This window comes from Streptomyces sp. NPDC051180, assembly GCF_040689545.1.
In the GTDB taxonomy this organism is placed as follows: domain Bacteria; phylum Actinomycetota; class Actinomycetes; order Streptomycetales; family Streptomycetaceae; genus Streptomyces.
Map to the genome: position 1 here is coordinate 299752 of NZ_JBFBBC010000005.1, position 15810 is coordinate 315561.

The following is a 15810-nucleotide window of genomic DNA, read 5'->3' on the forward strand; positions in this document are numbered from 1 at the left end:
TTCCCCGTTCTCGATGGAAAGGCCCCGGCCACGATGGTGCAGATCAAGACCCCCGAGCAGATCGCGAAGATGCGCGAGGCGGGCCTGGTCGTCGCCGCCATCCACGCGGCGACCCGTGAGGCGGCCGTCCCGGGCGCCACGACGAAGGACCTGGACGAGGTCGCGCGGAAGGTCATCGCCGACCACGGGGCGAAGTCGAACTTCCTCGGGTACGGCGGCTTCCCCGCGACGATCTGCACCTCGGTGAACGAGGTCGTCGTCCACGGCATCCCCGACGACAAGACCGTCCTCAAGGACGGCGACATCATCTCCATCGACGCCGGCGCGATCATCGACGGCTGGCACGGTGACGCGGCGTACACGGCGTTCGTGGGCACCGGGCACGCGCCCGAGCTCGTCGAGCTCTCCCGGGTGACCGAGGAGTCGATGTGGGCCGGCATCGCGGCCATGAAGCTCGGCAACCGGCTGGTGGACATCTCCAAGGCGATCGAGACGTACATCAAGCGCCAGCCGCGGCCCGCGGTCGGCGACCACAGCCTCGGCCGGTACGGGATCATCGAGGACTACGGCGGCCACGGCATCGGCACCGAGATGCACATGGACCCGCACCTCCTGAACTACGTCTCCCGCAAGCGCGGCAAGGGCCCCAAGCTGGTCCCCGGCCTCTGCCTCGCCATCGAGCCCATGGTGTCCCTCGGCACCCCGCACACCGAGGTCCTCAAGGACGACTGGACCGTCATCACCACCGACGGCACCTGGTCCTCGCACTGGGAGCACTCCATCGCGCTGACGGAGGAGGGCCCGCTGGTCCTGACCGCGGTCGACGGAGGCAAGGCGAAGCTGGCGGAGCTGGGCGTCACGGCGGCGCCGGACCCGCTGGCGTAGGCGCGGAAAAGGCTTCGTGAGTTCGGCGTGGTGGCTTGCGTAAGGATCTCCTCGCGTGGGCAGACTTCCCGATTCGTCTTTTCCTGGGGCCTGACGTAGACTGATGCGTCGGCTCTCGTGTACCCGTGTGTCCGCATGCGGCGTCGAGAGTCGATCAAGGTAGCCGATTCGAAAGGCGAAGCGTGGCCAAGAAGCAAGGTGCCATCGAAATCGAGGGCACCGTGATCGAGTCCCTCCCGAACGCCATGTTCAAGGTGGAGCTCCAGAACGGTCACAAGGTCCTCGCGCACATCTCCGGCAAGATGCGGATGCACTACATCCGAATCCTTCCGGACGACCGGGTCGTGGTGGAGCTCTCTCCCTACGACCTGACGCGTGGCCGGATCGTCTACCGGTACAAGTAGATCTTGCCCGCACCCCGCCTTCGTGCGCGGGTGGTGGCACTGACCCGGAGAACCTCACATCCCATGAAGGTCAAGCCGAGCGTCAAGAAGATCTGCGACAAGTGCAAGGTGATCCGCCGTCACGGCCGGGTCATGGTCATCTGCGACAACCTGCGCCACAAGCAGCGCCAGGGCTGACGCACGCCGACCGACCTGCATTTCGCAGTTCTTCGCGCGACGCATAGCAATACGTACATACGCAGAGCCCGTCCGACCGTGTCCCACGGTTGACGGCACCTCCGGCGGGGGCCGGGGACCCGACCTGTACCTCATACGGCAGCCGGGAACGGTTCTGCAGCAGACCCCCGAGAACACAGGAGCCATTGAATGGCACGCGTTTCCGGTGTTGACATCCCGCGCGAAAAGCGTGTGGTGGTCGCACTCACCTACGTCTTCGGCATCGGGCGTACCCGGTCCGAGGAGATCCTCGCCTCGACCGGTGTGAACCCGTCCACCCGTGTCCGCGACCTTGCCGAGGAAGACCTCGTCAAGATCCGCGAGTACGTGGACGCCAACCTCCAGACCGAGGGTGACCTCCGTCGCGAGATCGCCGCCGACATCCGCCGCAAGGTCGAGATCGGCTGCTACCAGGGCCTCCGCCACCGTCGTGGCCTGCCCGTCCGCGGCCAGCGCACCAGCACGAACGCTCGTACCCGCAAGGGCCCGCGTCGCGCCATCGCCGGCAAGAAGAAGCCGGGCAAGAAGTAGTCCTCAGCGGACGCTTGACCAAGCGGTCTTCGCTGTAGGACCGACCACCTCCCGTAGGAGTTATAGATGCCCCCCAAGGGTCGTCAGGGCGCTGCCAAGAAGGTGCGCCGCAAGGAAAAGAAGAACGTCGCTCACGGCCACGCGCACATCAAGAGCACGTTCAACAACACGATCGTCTCGATCACGGACCCCTCGGGCAACGTGATCTCCTGGGCCTCCGCCGGCCACGTCGGCTTCAAGGGCTCGCGCAAGTCCACCCCCTTCGCCGCGCAGATGGCCGCCGAGTCGGCCGCCCGCCGCGCGCAGGAGCACGGCATGCGCAAGGTCGACGTCTTCGTCAAGGGTCCCGGCTCCGGCCGTGAGACCGCGATCCGCTCCCTCCAGGCCACGGGCCTCGAGGTCGGTTCGATCCAGGACGTCACCCCCACGCCGCACAACGGCTGCCGTCCCCCCAAGCGCCGCCGCGTCTGACGCACGGCTGCTTGTTCAGGACTTCGGGCGGTACGGCTCTTCGGACCGTGCCGCCCGTACCCTTGCAGTACGAGAAGTGATCCGTCGGGCGTCAAATAGTGGGCGTCCACGACTGAAGGACAAAGAGACATGCTGATCGCTCAGCGTCCGTCGCTGACCGAAGAGGTCGTCGACGAGTTCCGCTCCCGGTTCGTGATCGAGCCGCTGGAGCCGGGCTTCGGTTACACCCTCGGCAACTCCCTCCGCCGTACCCTCCTCTCCTCGATCCCGGGTGCCGCTGTCACCAGCATCCGCATCGACGGCGTCCTGCACGAGTTCACCACCGTGCCGGGTGTCAAGGAGGACGTCACCGACCTCATCCTCAACATCAAGCAGCTGGTCGTCTCCTCGGAGCACGACGAGCCGGTCGTGATGTACCTGCGCAAGCAGGGCCCGGGTCTGGTCACCGCCGCCGACATCGCGCCCCCGGCCGGTGTCGAGGTGCACAACCCCGACCTCGTCCTCGCCACGCTCAACGGCAAGGGCAAGCTGGAGATGGAGCTGACCGTCGAGCGCGGTCGCGGCTACGTCTCCGCCGTGCAGAACAAGCAGGCGGGCCAGGAGATCGGCCGTATCCCGGTCGACTCCATCTACTCCCCGGTGCTCAAGGTCACGTACAAGGTCGAGGCGACCCGTGTCGAGCAGCGCACCGACTTCGACAAGCTGATCGTCGACGTCGAGACCAAGCAGGCCATGCGCCCGCGTGACGCCATGGCGTCCGCCGGCAAGACCCTGGTCGAGCTGTTCGGTCTGGCGCGCGAGCTCAACATCGACGCCGAGGGCATCGACATGGGCCCGTCCCCGACGGACGCCGCCCTCGCCGCCGACCTGGCGCTGCCGATCGAGGAGCTCGAGCTCACCGTTCGTTCGTACAACTGCCTCAAGCGCGAGGGCATCCACTCCGTGGGTGAGCTCGTGGCGCGTTCCGAGGCCGACCTGCTCGACATCCGCAACTTCGGTGCGAAGTCGATCGACGAGGTCAAGGCGAAGCTGGCCGGCATGGGCCTGGCCCTCAAGGACAGCCCGCCCGGATTCGACCCGACCGCCGCCGCCGACGCCTTCGGCGCCGACGACGACGCGGACGCCGGTTTCGTCGAGACCGAGCAGTACTGAGAACTCGGGCCTCACGGTCCGTACCCGGGTGCGGGTGCATCGTGCTTCGTCGCACGGTCCCCGCGCCCTTCTCCGGGCCCCTTCGGGGACCCGGATCTCCGACGGGTGACCGCCCGCTCGGACACTGACATCGGTACCTCACACGGCCGGTGCAGATCACAAGGAGAAACACCATGCCGCGTCCCGCGAAGGGTGCCCGCCTCGGCGGTTCCGCCGCGCACGAGAAGCTGCTCCTCGCCAACCTGGCGAAGTCGCTCTTCGAGCACGGCCGCATCACCACGACCGAGGCCAAGGCCCGTCGCCTGCGTCCGGTCGCCGAGCGCCTGATCACCAAGGCGAAGAAGGGCGACATCCACAACCGTCGCCTGGTGCTGCAGTCGATCACCGACAAGGGGATCGTCCACACCCTCTTCACCGAGATCGCCCCGCGTTACTCGGAGCGTCCGGGTGGCTACACCCGTATCACCAAGATCGGCAACCGTCGTGGCGACAACGCCCCGATGGCCGTGATCGAGCTGGTCGAGGGCGAGATCGCCAAGAAGGCGACCGTCGCCGAGGCCGAGGCCGCCACCGTGCGCGCCGTCAAGGAGGCCGACGCGGCCGCCGAGGCTCCGGCCGAGGAGTCGAAGGACGCGTAAGCGTTCCCGACGTTTCTCGTGTGCGGGCCCGTACCCCCTGGGGTGCGGGCCCGCTCCCGTGTCTCTGAGAGGATTTCCGCGTGAGCGACGACGTGCAGGACGGATACGTACGGGTACGGCTTGACCTGTCGTACGACGGCAGGGACTTCTCCGGCTGGGCCAAGCAGTCGCAGGGGCGGCGGACCGTGCAGGGGGACATCGAGGACGCCCTGCGGACCGTGACCCGCTCCAAGGAGACGTACGAGCTGACCGTCGCGGGCCGGACCGACGCCGGGGTGCACGCCCGCGGCCAGGTCGCCCACGTCGACCTGCCCCTGGAGCTGTGGGCCGAGCACCGCGACAAGCTGCTGCGGCGGCTCGCGGGACGGCTCTCCCACGACGTCCGGGTGTGGCGGGTCGAGGAGGCGCCGGCCGGTTTCAACGCCCGGTTCGCCGCGATCTGGCGCCGGTACGCCTACCGGGTCACGGACGACCCCGGCGGCGTCGACCCGCTGCTGCGCGGGCACGTCCTGTGGCACGACTGGGCCCTCGACATGGACGCCATGAACGAGGCGGCCGCCGCCCTCGTCGGCGAGCACGACTTCGCCGCGTACTGCAAGAAGCGCGAGGGCGCGACCACCATCCGCACCCTCCAGGAGCTGCGCTGGGAGCGGCGGGACGACGGGATCCTGGAGGCGACCGTCAAGGCGGACGCCTTCTGCCACAACATGGTCCGCTCGCTGGTCGGCGCGATGCTGTTCGTGGGCGACGGCCACCGTCCGGCGGACTGGCCGGGCAAGGTGCTCGCCGCCGGCGTCCGGGACTCGGCCGTGCACGTCGTACGGCCGCACGGCCTCACCCTCGAAGAGGTCGGCTACCCGGCTGACGAGCTCCTGGCCGCCCGCAGCGTGGAGGCCAGGAACAAGCGGTCACTCCCCGGGAGCGCCGGCTGCTGCTGATGCCTGGGCGCGGCCGCGGGCGTAGATCTGGTTGAAGGCGAAGGTGCCGAGGTCGTCGCTGGCCCGGAAGACGGGCTGGTCGGCCTTGGTGACCTTCTTGCCGTCGGTGAAACCGGCCTGGGTGAAGTACGCGTACCGGCCGATCGAGTTCGAGCGGCGCAGGCAGACGGTGGCGTGGCAGAAGTCGCCCACGCCGGCGCCGACGAGCGGGGCGATGCCGCCGGTGGCCTGGGTCTTCGCCTTGAGGGCGGCCGCCTCGGAGGGGAAGACGGCGACGCCGACGGTGATCGCCACGCCGTCCTTCACGTAGGTGGCGCGCAGCACCCGCTGGCAGCCGTTGTTCTTCAGGACGGCGCCGAGGCCGCCCTGGGTGACCGCCGCGCAGTTCGTCGTCGCCGAGGTCGCGCCCTTCTTGTAGGGGCGCTTGTTCCAGGTCAGCTGCTTGCCGGGGAAGAGGCCCTCGGCGGAGAGCGGGGCCTTGTCCTTCTTCGGGTCCGAGATGTAGTCCATCGGGTTCGGCGGGGGCGGCGGTGCCACCGAGGAGAAGGTCGGCTCCGGGGTGGGCGTGCCGGTGGGGGAGACCGCGCCGGTGGGGTCCCCGCCGCCGTTCTTCGACGCGTCGTTGTTCTTGTTCGTCGCGACCACCGCGGTGGCGACGATCGCACCCACCGCCAGGGTGGCCAGGACCCCGCCGCCGATCAGCAGCCAGCGCTTGCGGCGGCCCCGGTGGGCGGACGCGTCGGCGAGGGCGCCCCAGTCAGGGGTAGGACCGCCGCCCTGGGCGCCCGGGAAGGGCTCCTGCGCGCCGGGGAAGGGGTTCGGCTGACCGTACCCCTGCTGCCCGCCGTACGGCTGCTGCTGCCCGTACCCCTGCTGTCCGCCGTACCCCTGCTGTCCCTGCCCGGGCTGCTGTCCGTACCCCTGCTGCCCCTGCTGCTGCGGCTCCTGCGGCCACTGCGGTCCCCCAAAGCTCATGCCGCGCATCCTAAACCGGTTGGGCGGAGCGGACGCGGGCGGCGACAATGCACCCCATGGGACATGTCGAGGCCGCGCATCTTGAGTACTACCTTCCCGACGGGAGGGTCCTGCTCGGGGACGCCTCCTTCCGGGTCGGGGAGGGCGCCGTCGTCGCCCTCGTCGGGGCCAACGGCGCCGGCAAGACCACACTGCTCCGGCTGATCTCCGGGGAGCTCCAGCCGCACGGCGGCACCGTCACCGTCAGCGGCGGGCTCGGCGTGATGCCGCAGTTCGTCGGCTCCGTACGGGACGAGTCGACCGTCCGCGACCTGCTGGTCTCGGTCGCCCAGCCCCGGATCCGGGAGGCCGCGAAGGCGGTCGACGCGGCCGAGCACCTGATCATGACCGTCGACGACGAGGCCGCGCAGATGAAGTACGCGCAGGCCCTCAGCGACTGGGCCGAGGTGCAGGGCTACGAGGCGGAGACCGTCTGGGACATCTGCACCATGGCCGCGCTCGGCGTGCCGTACGAGAAGGCCCAGTTCCGGCAGGTGCGGACGCTCTCCGGCGGCGAGCAGAAGCGGCTCGTCCTGGAGTCGCTGCTGCGCGGCCCCGACGAGGTGCTGCTCCTCGACGAGCCGGACAACTACCTCGACGTGCCCGGCAAGCGGTGGCTGGAGGAGCGGCTGCGGGAGACCCGCAAGACCGTGCTCTTCATCTCCCACGACCGGGAGCTGCTCTCCCGGGGCGCGCAGAAGATCGTCGCGGTCGAGCCCGGCCCGGCCGGTTCGGACGTGTGGGTGCACGGTGGCGGCTTCGACACGTTCCACGAGGCGCGCCGGGAGCGGTTCGCCCGCTTCGAGGAGCTGAAGCGGCGCTGGGAGGAGAAGCACGCCCAGCTGAAGAAGCTGGTCCTCAACCTGCGGCAGGCGGCGGCCGTCAGCCATGACATGGCCTCCCGGTACGCGGCGGCGCAGACCCGGCTGCGGAAGTTCGAGGAGGCGGGTCCGCCGCCGGAGCCGCCGCGCGAGCAGGACATCCGGATGCGGCTGCGCGGCGGCCGGACCGGTGTGCGTGCCGTGACCTGCGAGAACCTTGAGCTGACCGGTCTGATGAAGCCGTTCTCGCTGGAGATCTTCTACGGGGAGCGGGTCGCGGTCCTCGGCTCGAACGGGTCGGGCAAGTCACACTTCCTGCGGCTGCTCGCCGGCGACGAGTCGGTCGCCCACACGGGCGTCTGGAAGCTCGGCGCGCGGGTCGTGCCGGGACACTTCGCGCAGACCCACGCCCACCCGGAGCTGGCCGGCCGGCCGCTCGTCGACATCCTGTGGACGGAGCACGCCAAGGACCGCGGCCAGGCCATGTCCGTGCTGCGCAGGTACGAGCTGGAGCGCCAGGGCGACCAGCCCTTCGACAAGCTCTCGGGCGGCCAGCAGGCCCGCTTCCAGATCCTGCTCCTGGAGCTCGCGGGCACCACCGCGCTGCTCCTGGACGAGCCGACGGACAACCTGGACCTGGAGTCGGCCGAGGCCCTCCAGGACGGCCTGGAGTCCTACGACGGGACCGTGATGGCCGTCACGCACGACCGGTGGTTCGCGAAGTCCTTCGACCGCTTCCTGGTCTTCGGATCGGACGGCGTCGTACGGGAGACGACCGAGCCGGTGTGGGACGAGCGTCGGGTCGAGCGGGAGCGCTGACCTCGGGAGCCCGCGGCCGGGCGGCCGGCGGCGGGGCGGCCGGTGGTCGGTAGCCCGCGGCGGGGCTGCCGCGGGTCTCGGGGCGTTTTGACCCGTCGGGGGCGGCGCGGGTACTGTTGCGGTTTGTTATGCGTGTGGGCTTCGTCGTCCTCCGACGGAGAAGCCTCACGCAGGTTCCCTGGAGCAGTTACCAGTGGCTCGCATACGGGCGATGTTCCCGGCAGTGCAGGCCCCAGCTGCATGATCGCTTCAGGTGTGTCTGGACTCCATCCACTGAAGAAGCGAAGGCTACGAAGTGCGTACGTACAGCCCCAAGCCCGGCGATGTCACTCGCCAGTGGCACATCATCGACGCGCAGGACGTTGTCCTGGGCCGTCTGGCGACCACGGCTGCGAACCTCCTGCGAGGCAAGCACAAGCCGGTCTACGCCCCGCACATGGACATGGGCGACTTCGTCATCATCATCAACGCTGACAAGGTGCACCTGTCCGGCAACAAGAAGACCCAGAAGCTGGCGTACCGCCACTCCGGCTTCCCGGGTGGTCTGCGCTCCGTCCGCTACGACGAGCTGCTGGACAAGAACCCCGAGAAGGCCGTCGAGAAGGCCATCAAGGGCATGATCCCCAAGAACTCCCTGGGCCGTCAGATGATCTCGAAGCTGAAGGTCTACGCGGGCGAGAACCACCCGCACGCTGCGCAGCAGCCGGTTCCGTTCGAGATCACCCAGGTCGCGCAGTAGTTCCGGCCACACCCCCTAAGAACGAAAGAAATCTGAGGAGCATCGTGGCCGAGACCACCCCCGAGACCCCCGTCGACGAGTTCGAGGGCGTCGAGGAGTACACCACCGAGACCGAGCTCGTCGAGGGTGAGTACACCTCCGAGTCGCTCGCGTCCCGCTTCGGCGACCCGCAGCCGGCCGCCGGCCTGGGCCGTCGCAAGAACGCCATCGCCCGCGTCCGGATCGTTCCGGGCACCGGCAAGTGGAAGATCAACGGTCGCACCCTTGAGGACTACTTCCCCAACAAGGTGCACCAGCAGGAAGTCAACGAGCCCTTCAAGGTGCTCGAGCTCGACAACCGCTACGACGTCATCGCCCGCATCGCGGGTGGCGGTGTCTCCGGTCAGGCCGGCGCCCTGCGCCTCGGCGTGGCCCGTGCGCTGAACGAGGCGGACGTCGAGAACAACCGCCCGGCGCTGAAGAAGGCCGGCTTCCTCTCCCGCGACGACCGTGCGGTCGAGCGCAAGAAGGCCGGTCTCAAGAAGGCCCGTAAGGCCCCGCAGTACAGCAAGCGTTAATCGCCTGCTCGGACTGTTCTCGTACGCCCCGGCGGCACTGCCCGTGCCGTCGGGGCGTACGTTTTTTCATAACCTCTTTCTTTTCGGCTCGGGCACGTATTTCTCGGAGGACAGCTGTGGGACGACTCTTCGGCACGGACGGCGTACGCGGCGTTGCCAACGCGGACCTGACGGCGGAGCTGGCGCTCGGCCTGTCGGTCGCGGCGGCGCACGTGCTGGCCGAGGCGGGCACCTTCGAGGGCCACCGGCCGACCGCCGTGGTCGGGCGTGACCCCCGCGCGTCCGGAGAGTTCCTGGAGGCGGCCGTCGTGGCGGGGCTGGCCAGCGCCGGCGTCGACGTGCTGCGCGTGGGCGTGCTGCCCACCCCGGCCGTGGCCCACCTCACCGGCGTCCTCGGCGCCGACCTCGGCGTGATGCTCTCCGCGAGCCACAACGCCATGCCCGACAACGGCATCAAGTTCTTCGCCCGCGGCGGCCACAAGCTCGCCGACGAGCTGGAGGACAAGATCGAGGCCGTGTACGAGGAGCACCGCACCGGCGCCCCCTGGGAGCGCCCCACCGGTTCCGGCGTCGGCCGCGTCCGTGACTACGACGAGGGCTTCGAGACGTACGTCTCGCACCTGATGTCCGTCCTCCCCAACCGGCTCGACGGCCTCACGATCGTCCTCGACGAGGCCCACGGCGCCGCCGCCCACGTCTCGCCCGAAGCCTTCGCCCGCGCCGGCGCCCGGGTCGTCACCATCGGCGCCGAGCCGGACGGCCTCAACATCAACGACGGCTGTGGCTCCACCCACCTCGGCCCGCTGCGCGCCGCCGTCGTCGAGCACGGCGCCGACCTGGGCATCGCCCACGACGGCGACGCCGACCGCTGCCTCGCCGTGGACGCCGCGGGCAACGAGGTCGACGGCGACCAGATCCTCGCCGTGCTCTCGCTCGCCATGCGCGAGGCCGGCACGCTGCGCGGCGACACCGTCGTCGCGACCGTCATGTCCAACCTGGGCTTCAAGCTCGCCATGGAGCGCGAGGGCCTCACCCTCGTCCAGACCGCGGTCGGCGACCGCTACGTCCTGGAGTCCATGAAGGAGAACGGCTTCGCCCTCGGCGGCGAACAGTCCGGCCACGTCATCGTGCTCGACCACGCCACCACCGGCGACGGCACCCTCACCGGCCTCATGCTGGCCGCCCGCGTCGCGGCCACCGGCAAGTCCCTCGCGGACCTCGCCGGCGTGATGGAGCGGCTGCCGCAGATCCTCATCAACGTCCCCGACGTCGACAAGTCCCGGGTGGCGACCTCCGGCGACCTCGCCGCCGCGGTCACCGCCGCCGAGCAGGAGCTCGGCGCCACCGGCCGCGTCCTGCTGCGCCCCTCCGGCACCGAGCCGCTGGTCCGCGTCATGGTCGAGGCGGCCGACATCGAGCAGGCCCGCGCGGTCGCGCAGCGCCTCGCGGACGCGGTGAAGTCCGCGCTGGGATAACCTTTCTGAGGCACCGTCATGCAGACGCGTGAGGGCCCGCCGCACCGGATCCACGGTGCGGCGGGCCCTTTCGTACGAGGCGGCCGGGCCGGTGTCAGCCCCTGCGCAGCCGGCGCTTGAGCCGCCCGCGGTGGGTCCGCCACAGTCGCTGCTGCAGGGCCAGGGTCGCCGTACCCGCCAGCATGATCCCCAGCAGGTTGAGCAGCAGCTGCCCGATGGACCCGCTCATCTGCGCGTACTCGCCGTAGCTCAGCGCCACCGCGGCGTTCGCCGCCGCCGGGACCGTCGTCACCGAGATCGCCACGCCCACCAGGGCGCCCGACTTGGACGAGGTCAGCGAGAGGGTGCCGGCCGCGCCCGCGAGGAGCGCCACCACGAAGGAGAACAGGTCGGGCTGCCAGATGAAGCTGGTCTGCGGACGGTCCGCGTCGAGCATGGACTGGCTGAACAGGCCCATCCAGTCCATCACCACGCTGAACAGGGTCGTCGTCAGGATCGCCGTCGCGAAGCCGATGAGCAGCGCGATCAGCGAGCGGGCCGCCAGTCTCGGCGCCCGCTGCACGATCGCCGTGCACACCCCGGCGAGAGGCCCGAACTCCGGCCCGACCGCCATGGCGCCCACGATCAGGATCGCGTTGTCCAGGACGACGCCGCAGGCCGCGATCATCGTCGCGAGCCCCATGAACGACAGATAGGTGAAGGAGAGCGTCGACTCCTCGTGGGTCGCCTCGGCCAGCTGCTCCCAGATGACGGCGTCCGCGCCCTCGCCCGGGGCCTCCTCCTCGGCCGTGTCCGCCCGCGTGGACATCGACAGGTCGATGCTCTCCACCGCGATCGACCCGTCCCGGTCGATTCCCATCTCCCGCAGTTTGTGCAGCAGTTCGTCGGCCGCCTCGCGGGCCGTGTCGCACAGGACCAGGTCGCCGACGGGCTCCCTGGCCACGCCCGGCAGCACCACCAGGTGCGTGGTGCCGACCGTCGACTCGATCAGCTCGACCGCGGCGGCGGTGCGGTCCGCAGGGACGATGATCCGCAGATGCAGCATGGGCCGAGCTTACGGACCTCAGAGCTTGCGCAGGCTCAGCTTCTGCACCTTGTGGTCCGAGCCCTTGCGGACGACGAGCGTCGCGCGGCCGCGGGTCGGGGCCACGTTCTCCAGCAGGTTCACCTTGTTGATGGTCCGCCACATGGTGCGGGCGTAGTCGAGCGCCTCCTCCTCGGAGACCTGGGTGTAGCGCTGGAAGTAGGAGGACGGGTTCTGGAACGCGGTGTCCCTGAGCTTGCGGAAGCGGTTGAGGTACCACCGCTCGATGTCCTCCGCGCGCGCGTCCACGTACACCGAGAAGTCGAAGTAGTCGGCCAGGCCCACCCGGGTGCGGCCGTCCTTGCCGGGCAGGGCCGGCTGGAGGACGTTCAGCCCCTCCACGATGAGGATGTCGGGACGGCGTACGACGAGCCGCTCGCCGGGCACCCGGTCGTAGATCAGGTGCGAGTAGACCGGGGCCGTGACCTCGTCCTTGCCCGCCTTGATGTCCGCGACGAACCGGGTCAGCGCCCGGCGGTCGTACGACTCGGGGAAGCCCTTGCGGGACATCAGGCCGCGCGCCTTCAGCTCCTCCATCGGATAGAGGAAGGCGTCCGTGGTCACCAGCTCCACCCGGGGGTGCTCCGGCCAGCGGGCGAGCAGGGCCTGGAGGAGGCGGGAGACCGTCGACTTGCCGACGGCCACCGAACCGGCGACCCCTATGACGAACGGCGTGCCCGGCTGCTCGGCGCTCTCCCCGAGGAAGGTGTTGAGCGCGCCGCGCAGACCGCTGGTGGCCTGCACGTACAGGTTGAGGAGCCGGGAGAGCGGCAGATAGACGTCCCTGACCTCGTCGAGGTCGATGACGTCGCCCAGACCGCGCAGCCGCTCGACCTCGTCGGCGGTGAGCGGAAGCGGCGTCTTGTCGCGCAGGGCGCTCCACTCGGCCCGGGTGAAGTCGACGTACGGGGTCGCCTCGGCCGGCCGGCGGTGGCCGGGTCCGTGCGCGGCGCCGTCGCGGCGGCCGTCTCCGTTGGAGCTTCGTGGCGGCGAAGTGATCACCCCGCCATTGTCGGGGGTCGGCGGCGTCCGTGGATGGTGGGGTCGGTCACGCCGCAAAAGCCGTTGTCCGGCCACCGTCCCGGGGCGATCATGCTGATGCCGCGTGGGCTCCCGTCCTTCACGCGGGGGGAGCCGCCGCCGGCGGCACGCTGAGGAACCACGAGAGACAGAGAGTCACCACCGATGCGTACGTCCGTCAGAACCGCCGCCGTCGCCGCCACCGCCGTCTCCCTCGCCCTGCTCGTCACCGCGTGCGGCGGCGGGAAGAGCGACGGCAAGGAGGCGGGCGGGACCGCCGCGCCCAGCGCCTCCGCCACCGCCGCCGCGCCCCCGGCGAAGGCACTGTCCGCGGCGGAGCTGGACAAGCTCGTCGTCGGGACGGCCGACCTCAAGGGCTACCAGGTGCAGAAGGCCGACGCCGAGGACGTCGTCACGGCCGACAAGGTCACCTCCGACAAGGCCGCCTGCGTGCCGATCGCCCACGCCATGTCCTTCGTCTCGCCCGGCTCGGCCGCCGCGACGGCCACGCGCCAGGTGCTCGCCGAGCCGAAGAAGGACGCCTCGGCCGCGCCGGAGGATGCCGTCCTCGGGGCGCTTGGCGTGCAGATGACGGCGGTGACCCTCGGCTCGTACGACGGTCAGGGCGCCCAGTCCGCCTTCGCCTCGGTGAAGGCGGCCGGCACCGAGTGCGCCGGCGGCTTCTCCGTGGTCCACGGCGCCGAGAGGACGAAGGTCGCCAAGGTCGCCGCCGAGAGCGTCACCGCGGGCGACGAGGCGGTCGCCTTCACCGTCACCACCGACATGGAGGGCGAGCCGTTCGTCAGCAAGCTCGTCGTCTTCCGCAAGGGGAACGCGCTCGCCTCGTTCTCGACCATCAGCTTCGCGCCCGGCGGCGTCAAGGAGCTGCCGACGCCCGTCGTCGAGGCCCAGGCCGCCAAGCTCGGCTGAGCCACCCGGCGGCCGGGGCGCCCCCCCCGGCCCCGGTCCGACGCGCGGCCGTCGAACCGGCCCGACTCCGGCCCTCCGGCCGGCATCCGTCCTAGGGGGTGTCTTGCCGATCGGGCCGGGCTCGCGGCGCCTGGCACCATGCCTCGCCGCGTTGTCGTCGGTCGCCGACGCTCCGCGTTGGCTCCCTCCTCCGCCTTGCGAGCCACGGCACCAGACACCGCTCCCTGATCCGGCCCGATCGACAAGACACCCCCTAGGCTGCCGCCATGTGCGGAATCGTGGGATATGCCGGCGGGCAGTCGGCACTTGACGTAGTGGTCGCGGGCCTCAAGCGGCTCGAATACCGGGGTTACGACTCGGCCGGTGTCGCGGTGCTCTCCGACGGGGGGCTCGCCGCGGCCAAGAAGGCGGGCAAGCTCGTCAACCTGGAGAAGGAGCTCGTGGACCGGCCGCTCGCCGGCGGCTCCGTGGGCATCGGACACACCCGGTGGGCCACCCACGGCGGGCCGACCGACGCCAACGCGCACCCCCATCTCGACAACGCCGGGCGCGTCGCCGTCGTCCACAACGGCATCATCGAGAACTTCGCCGCCCTGCGCGAGGAGCTCGCCGGCCGTGGCCACGACCTCCGCTCCGAGACGGACACCGAGGTCGTCGCCCACCTCCTCGCGGAGGAGTTCTCCTCCGCGGGCGACCTCGCCGAGGCCATGCGGCTGGTGTGCCGGCGCCTCGACGGGGCGTTCACCCTCGTCGCGGTCCACGCCGACCAGCCCGACGTGGTCGTCGGCGCCCGCCGCAACTCGCCCCTCGTCGTCGGCGTCGGCGAGGGCGAGAACTTCCTCGCCTCCGACGTGTCCGCCTTCATCGCCCACACCCGCTCGGCGATCGAGCTCGGCCAGGACCAGGTCGTCGAACTCACCCGGGACGGCGTCACCGTCACCGACTTCGACGGGGCACCGGCCGACGTGCGCGCCTACCACGTCGACTGGGACGCCTCCGCCGCCGAGAAGGGCGGCTACGACTACTTCATGCTCAAGGAGATCGCCGAGCAGCCCAAGGCGGTCGCCGACACCCTCCTGGGACGGATCGACGCCGCCGGCCGGCTCACCCTCGACGAGGTGCGCATCCCCGACACCGTGCTCCGCGAGGCCGACAAGATCGTCATCATCGCGTGCGGCACCGCCTTCCACGCCGGGATGATCGCCAAGTACGCCATCGAGCACTGGACCCGCATCCCGTGCGAGGTCGAGCTCGCCAGCGAGTTCCGCTACCGCGACCCGATCCTCGGCCGGCGGACCCTCGTCATCGCCATCTCCCAGTCCGGCGAGACCATGGACACCCTGATGGCGCTGCGCCACGCCCGCGAGCAGGGCGCCAAGGTGCTCGCCGTCTGCAACACCAACGGCTCCACGATCCCCAGGGAATCGGACGCCGTGCTCTACACGCACGCCGGACCCGAGGTCGCCGTCGCGTCGACGAAGGCGTTCCTCACCCAGCTCGTCGCCTGCTACCTCCTCGCGCTCTACCTGGGACAGGTCCGCGGCACCAAGTGGGGCGACGAGATCCACGCCGTCATCGGCGAGCTCGCCCGCATCGGCGACGAGGTCGAGCGGGTCCTGGAGACCATGGAGCCCGTACGGGCCCTCGCCCGCTCCCTCGCCGACAAGGACACCGTCCTGTTCCTCGGCCGGCACGTCGGATACCCGGTGGCCCTGGAGGGCGCCCTGAAGCTCAAGGAACTGGCGTACATGCACGCCGAGGGCTTCGCCGCGGGAGAGCTCAAGCACGGGCCGATCGCCCTCATCGAGGAGGACGTGCCCGTCGTCGTGGTCGTCCCCTCGCCCAAGGGCCGCTCGGTCCTCCACGACAAGATCGTCTCCAACATCCAGGAGATCCGGGCCAGGGGCGCGCGCACCATCGTCATCGCGGAGGAGGGCGACGAGACCGTCGTTCCGTACGCCGACCACCTCGTCCGGATCCCGGCCACGCCTACGCTGCTCCAGCCGCTGGTCTCCACGGTGCCGCTCCAGGTCTTCGCCTGCGAGCTCGCCACCGCGCGGGGCAACGAGGTCGACCAGCCGCGCAACCTGGCCAAATCCGTGACCGTGGAGTGAGG

General features: G+C 70.3%; 17 protein-coding genes. 14 read left to right on the forward strand and 3 right to left on the reverse strand.

Annotation, left to right across the window (positions count from 1 at the left end; genetic code table 11):
* Positions 1-33 precede the first annotated feature (33 nt).
* From map to truA, 8 genes are all read left to right on the forward strand, one after another.
* On the forward strand, positions 34-885 hold the full coding sequence (gene map / locus AB0424_RS12765; protein ID WP_366304598.1) for a type I methionyl aminopeptidase: 852 nt from the start codon (positions 34-36) through the stop codon (positions 883-885).
* 182 nt (positions 886-1067) lie between these two features.
* Positions 1068-1289, forward strand: coding sequence for a translation initiation factor IF-1 (gene infA / locus AB0424_RS12770; protein ID WP_003956442.1), 222 nt, complete (start codon positions 1068-1070; stop codon positions 1287-1289).
* A gap of 63 nt (positions 1290-1352) precedes the next feature.
* Entirely contained in the window at positions 1353-1466 is a 114-nt protein-coding gene (gene rpmJ, locus AB0424_RS12775; protein ID WP_003956441.1) for a 50S ribosomal protein L36, read from the forward strand.
* 189 nt (positions 1467-1655) lie between these two features.
* On the forward strand, positions 1656-2036 hold the full coding sequence (gene rpsM / locus AB0424_RS12780; RefSeq protein ID WP_017239590.1) for a 30S ribosomal protein S13: 381 nt from the start codon (positions 1656-1658) through the stop codon (positions 2034-2036).
* A gap of 66 nt (positions 2037-2102) precedes the next feature.
* Positions 2103-2507, forward strand: coding sequence for a 30S ribosomal protein S11 (gene rpsK, locus AB0424_RS12785; protein WP_003956432.1), 405 nt, complete (start codon positions 2103-2105; stop codon positions 2505-2507).
* 129 nt (positions 2508-2636) lie between these two features.
* On the forward strand, positions 2637-3659 hold the full coding sequence (locus AB0424_RS12790; RefSeq protein WP_024755423.1) for a DNA-directed RNA polymerase subunit alpha: 1023 nt from the start codon (positions 2637-2639) through the stop codon (positions 3657-3659).
* A 173-nt stretch (positions 3660-3832) separates the two neighbouring features.
* Positions 3833-4297: a 50S ribosomal protein L17 gene (rplQ, locus tag AB0424_RS12795; RefSeq protein ID WP_017239591.1), complete on the forward strand. Its 465-nt coding sequence runs from the start codon at positions 3833-3835 to the stop codon at positions 4295-4297.
* 80 nt (positions 4298-4377) lie between these two features.
* A complete protein-coding gene (gene truA, locus AB0424_RS12800; RefSeq protein WP_366304601.1) occupies positions 4378-5235 on the forward strand; it encodes a tRNA pseudouridine(38-40) synthase TruA in 858 nt (285 codons plus the stop codon).
* Here the strand turns inward: truA and AB0424_RS12805 are convergent.
* On the reverse strand, positions 5206-6210 hold the full coding sequence (locus AB0424_RS12805) for a hypothetical protein (RefSeq protein ID WP_366304603.1): 1005 nt from the start codon (positions 6208-6210) through the stop codon (positions 5206-5208). The genes truA and AB0424_RS12805 overlap by 30 nt on opposite strands.
* Before the next feature lie 47 nt (positions 6211-6257).
* Here AB0424_RS12805 and AB0424_RS12810 point away from each other — a divergent pair, with 47 nt between their 5' ends.
* The 4 genes from AB0424_RS12810 to glmM all read left to right on the forward strand — a co-directional run bounded on the left by AB0424_RS12810 (position 6258) and on the right by glmM (position 10660).
* A complete protein-coding gene (locus AB0424_RS12810) occupies positions 6258-7889 on the forward strand; it encodes an ATP-binding cassette domain-containing protein (protein WP_366304604.1) in 1632 nt (543 codons plus the stop codon).
* A 295-nt stretch (positions 7890-8184) separates the two neighbouring features.
* On the forward strand, positions 8185-8628 hold the full coding sequence (gene rplM / locus AB0424_RS12815) for a 50S ribosomal protein L13 (protein ID WP_033201974.1): 444 nt from the start codon (positions 8185-8187) through the stop codon (positions 8626-8628).
* A gap of 44 nt (positions 8629-8672) precedes the next feature.
* On the forward strand, positions 8673-9185 hold the full coding sequence (gene rpsI, locus AB0424_RS12820) for a 30S ribosomal protein S9 (RefSeq protein WP_015035601.1): 513 nt from the start codon (positions 8673-8675) through the stop codon (positions 9183-9185).
* Between the two features lie 116 nt (positions 9186-9301).
* Positions 9302-10660 carry a phosphoglucosamine mutase gene (gene glmM / locus AB0424_RS12825; protein ID WP_366304607.1) on the forward strand — a complete coding sequence of 453 codons (1359 nt, stop codon included), beginning with the start codon at positions 9302-9304 and terminating at the stop codon, positions 10658-10660.
* 94 nt (positions 10661-10754) lie between these two features.
* Here glmM and AB0424_RS12830 read toward each other — a convergent pair whose 3' ends face one another.
* Together AB0424_RS12830 and coaA are read right to left on the reverse strand one after the other, a co-directional pair.
* Positions 10755-11705, reverse strand: a complete 951-nt coding sequence (locus tag AB0424_RS12830) for a DUF389 domain-containing protein (protein ID WP_366304609.1) — start codon at positions 11703-11705, stop codon at positions 10755-10757.
* A gap of 18 nt (positions 11706-11723) precedes the next feature.
* The gene (gene coaA / locus AB0424_RS12835; RefSeq protein ID WP_366304610.1) at positions 11724-12746 is read right to left on the reverse strand and encodes a type I pantothenate kinase; all 1023 of its coding nucleotides are present in this window, start codon (positions 12744-12746) and stop codon (positions 11724-11726) included.
* Between the two features lie 183 nt (positions 12747-12929).
* Here coaA and AB0424_RS12840 point away from each other — a divergent pair, with 183 nt between their 5' ends.
* Both AB0424_RS12840 and glmS read left to right on the forward strand, forming a co-directional pair.
* Entirely contained in the window at positions 12930-13694 is a 765-nt protein-coding gene (locus AB0424_RS12840; protein ID WP_366304612.1) for a hypothetical protein, read from the forward strand.
* A gap of 266 nt (positions 13695-13960) precedes the next feature.
* Positions 13961-15808 (forward strand): glutamine--fructose-6-phosphate transaminase (isomerizing), encoded by a 1848-nt coding sequence (gene glmS / locus AB0424_RS12845; RefSeq protein ID WP_366304614.1) that lies wholly within the window; start codon positions 13961-13963, stop codon positions 15806-15808.
* The last annotated feature ends 2 nt before the right edge of the window (positions 15809-15810 follow it).

Bases quoted from the DNA above. Each gene is read 5' to 3' on its own strand.
- map (WP_366304598.1), top strand. From the start codon at position 34: ATGGTGCAGATCAAGACCCCCGAGCAGATCGCGAAGATGCGCGAGGCG.
- rpmJ (WP_003956441.1), top strand. From the start codon at position 1,353: ATGAAGGTCAAGCCGAGCGTCAAGAAGATCTGCGACAAGTGCAAGGTG.
- rpsM (WP_017239590.1), top strand. From the start codon at position 1,656: ATGGCACGCGTTTCCGGTGTTGACATCCCGCGCGAAAAGCGTGTGGTG.
- rpsK (WP_003956432.1), top strand. From the start codon at position 2,103: ATGCCCCCCAAGGGTCGTCAGGGCGCTGCCAAGAAGGTGCGCCGCAAG.
- AB0424_RS12790 (WP_024755423.1), top strand. From the start codon at position 2,637: ATGCTGATCGCTCAGCGTCCGTCGCTGACCGAAGAGGTCGTCGACGAG.
- rplQ (WP_017239591.1), top strand. From the start codon at position 3,833: ATGCCGCGTCCCGCGAAGGGTGCCCGCCTCGGCGGTTCCGCCGCGCAC.
- AB0424_RS12805 (WP_366304603.1), bottom strand. From the start codon at position 6,210: ATGAGCTTTGGGGGACCGCAGTGGCCGCAGGAGCCGCAGCAGCAGGGG.
- AB0424_RS12810 (WP_366304604.1), top strand. From the start codon at position 6,258: ATGCACCCCATGGGACATGTCGAGGCCGCGCATCTTGAGTACTACCTT.
- AB0424_RS12830 (WP_366304609.1), bottom strand. From the start codon at position 11,705: ATGCTGCATCTGCGGATCATCGTCCCTGCGGACCGCACCGCCGCCGCG.
- AB0424_RS12840 (WP_366304612.1), top strand. From the start codon at position 12,930: ATGCGTACGTCCGTCAGAACCGCCGCCGTCGCCGCCACCGCCGTCTCC.
- glmS (WP_366304614.1), top strand. From the start codon at position 13,961: ATGTGCGGAATCGTGGGATATGCCGGCGGGCAGTCGGCACTTGACGTA.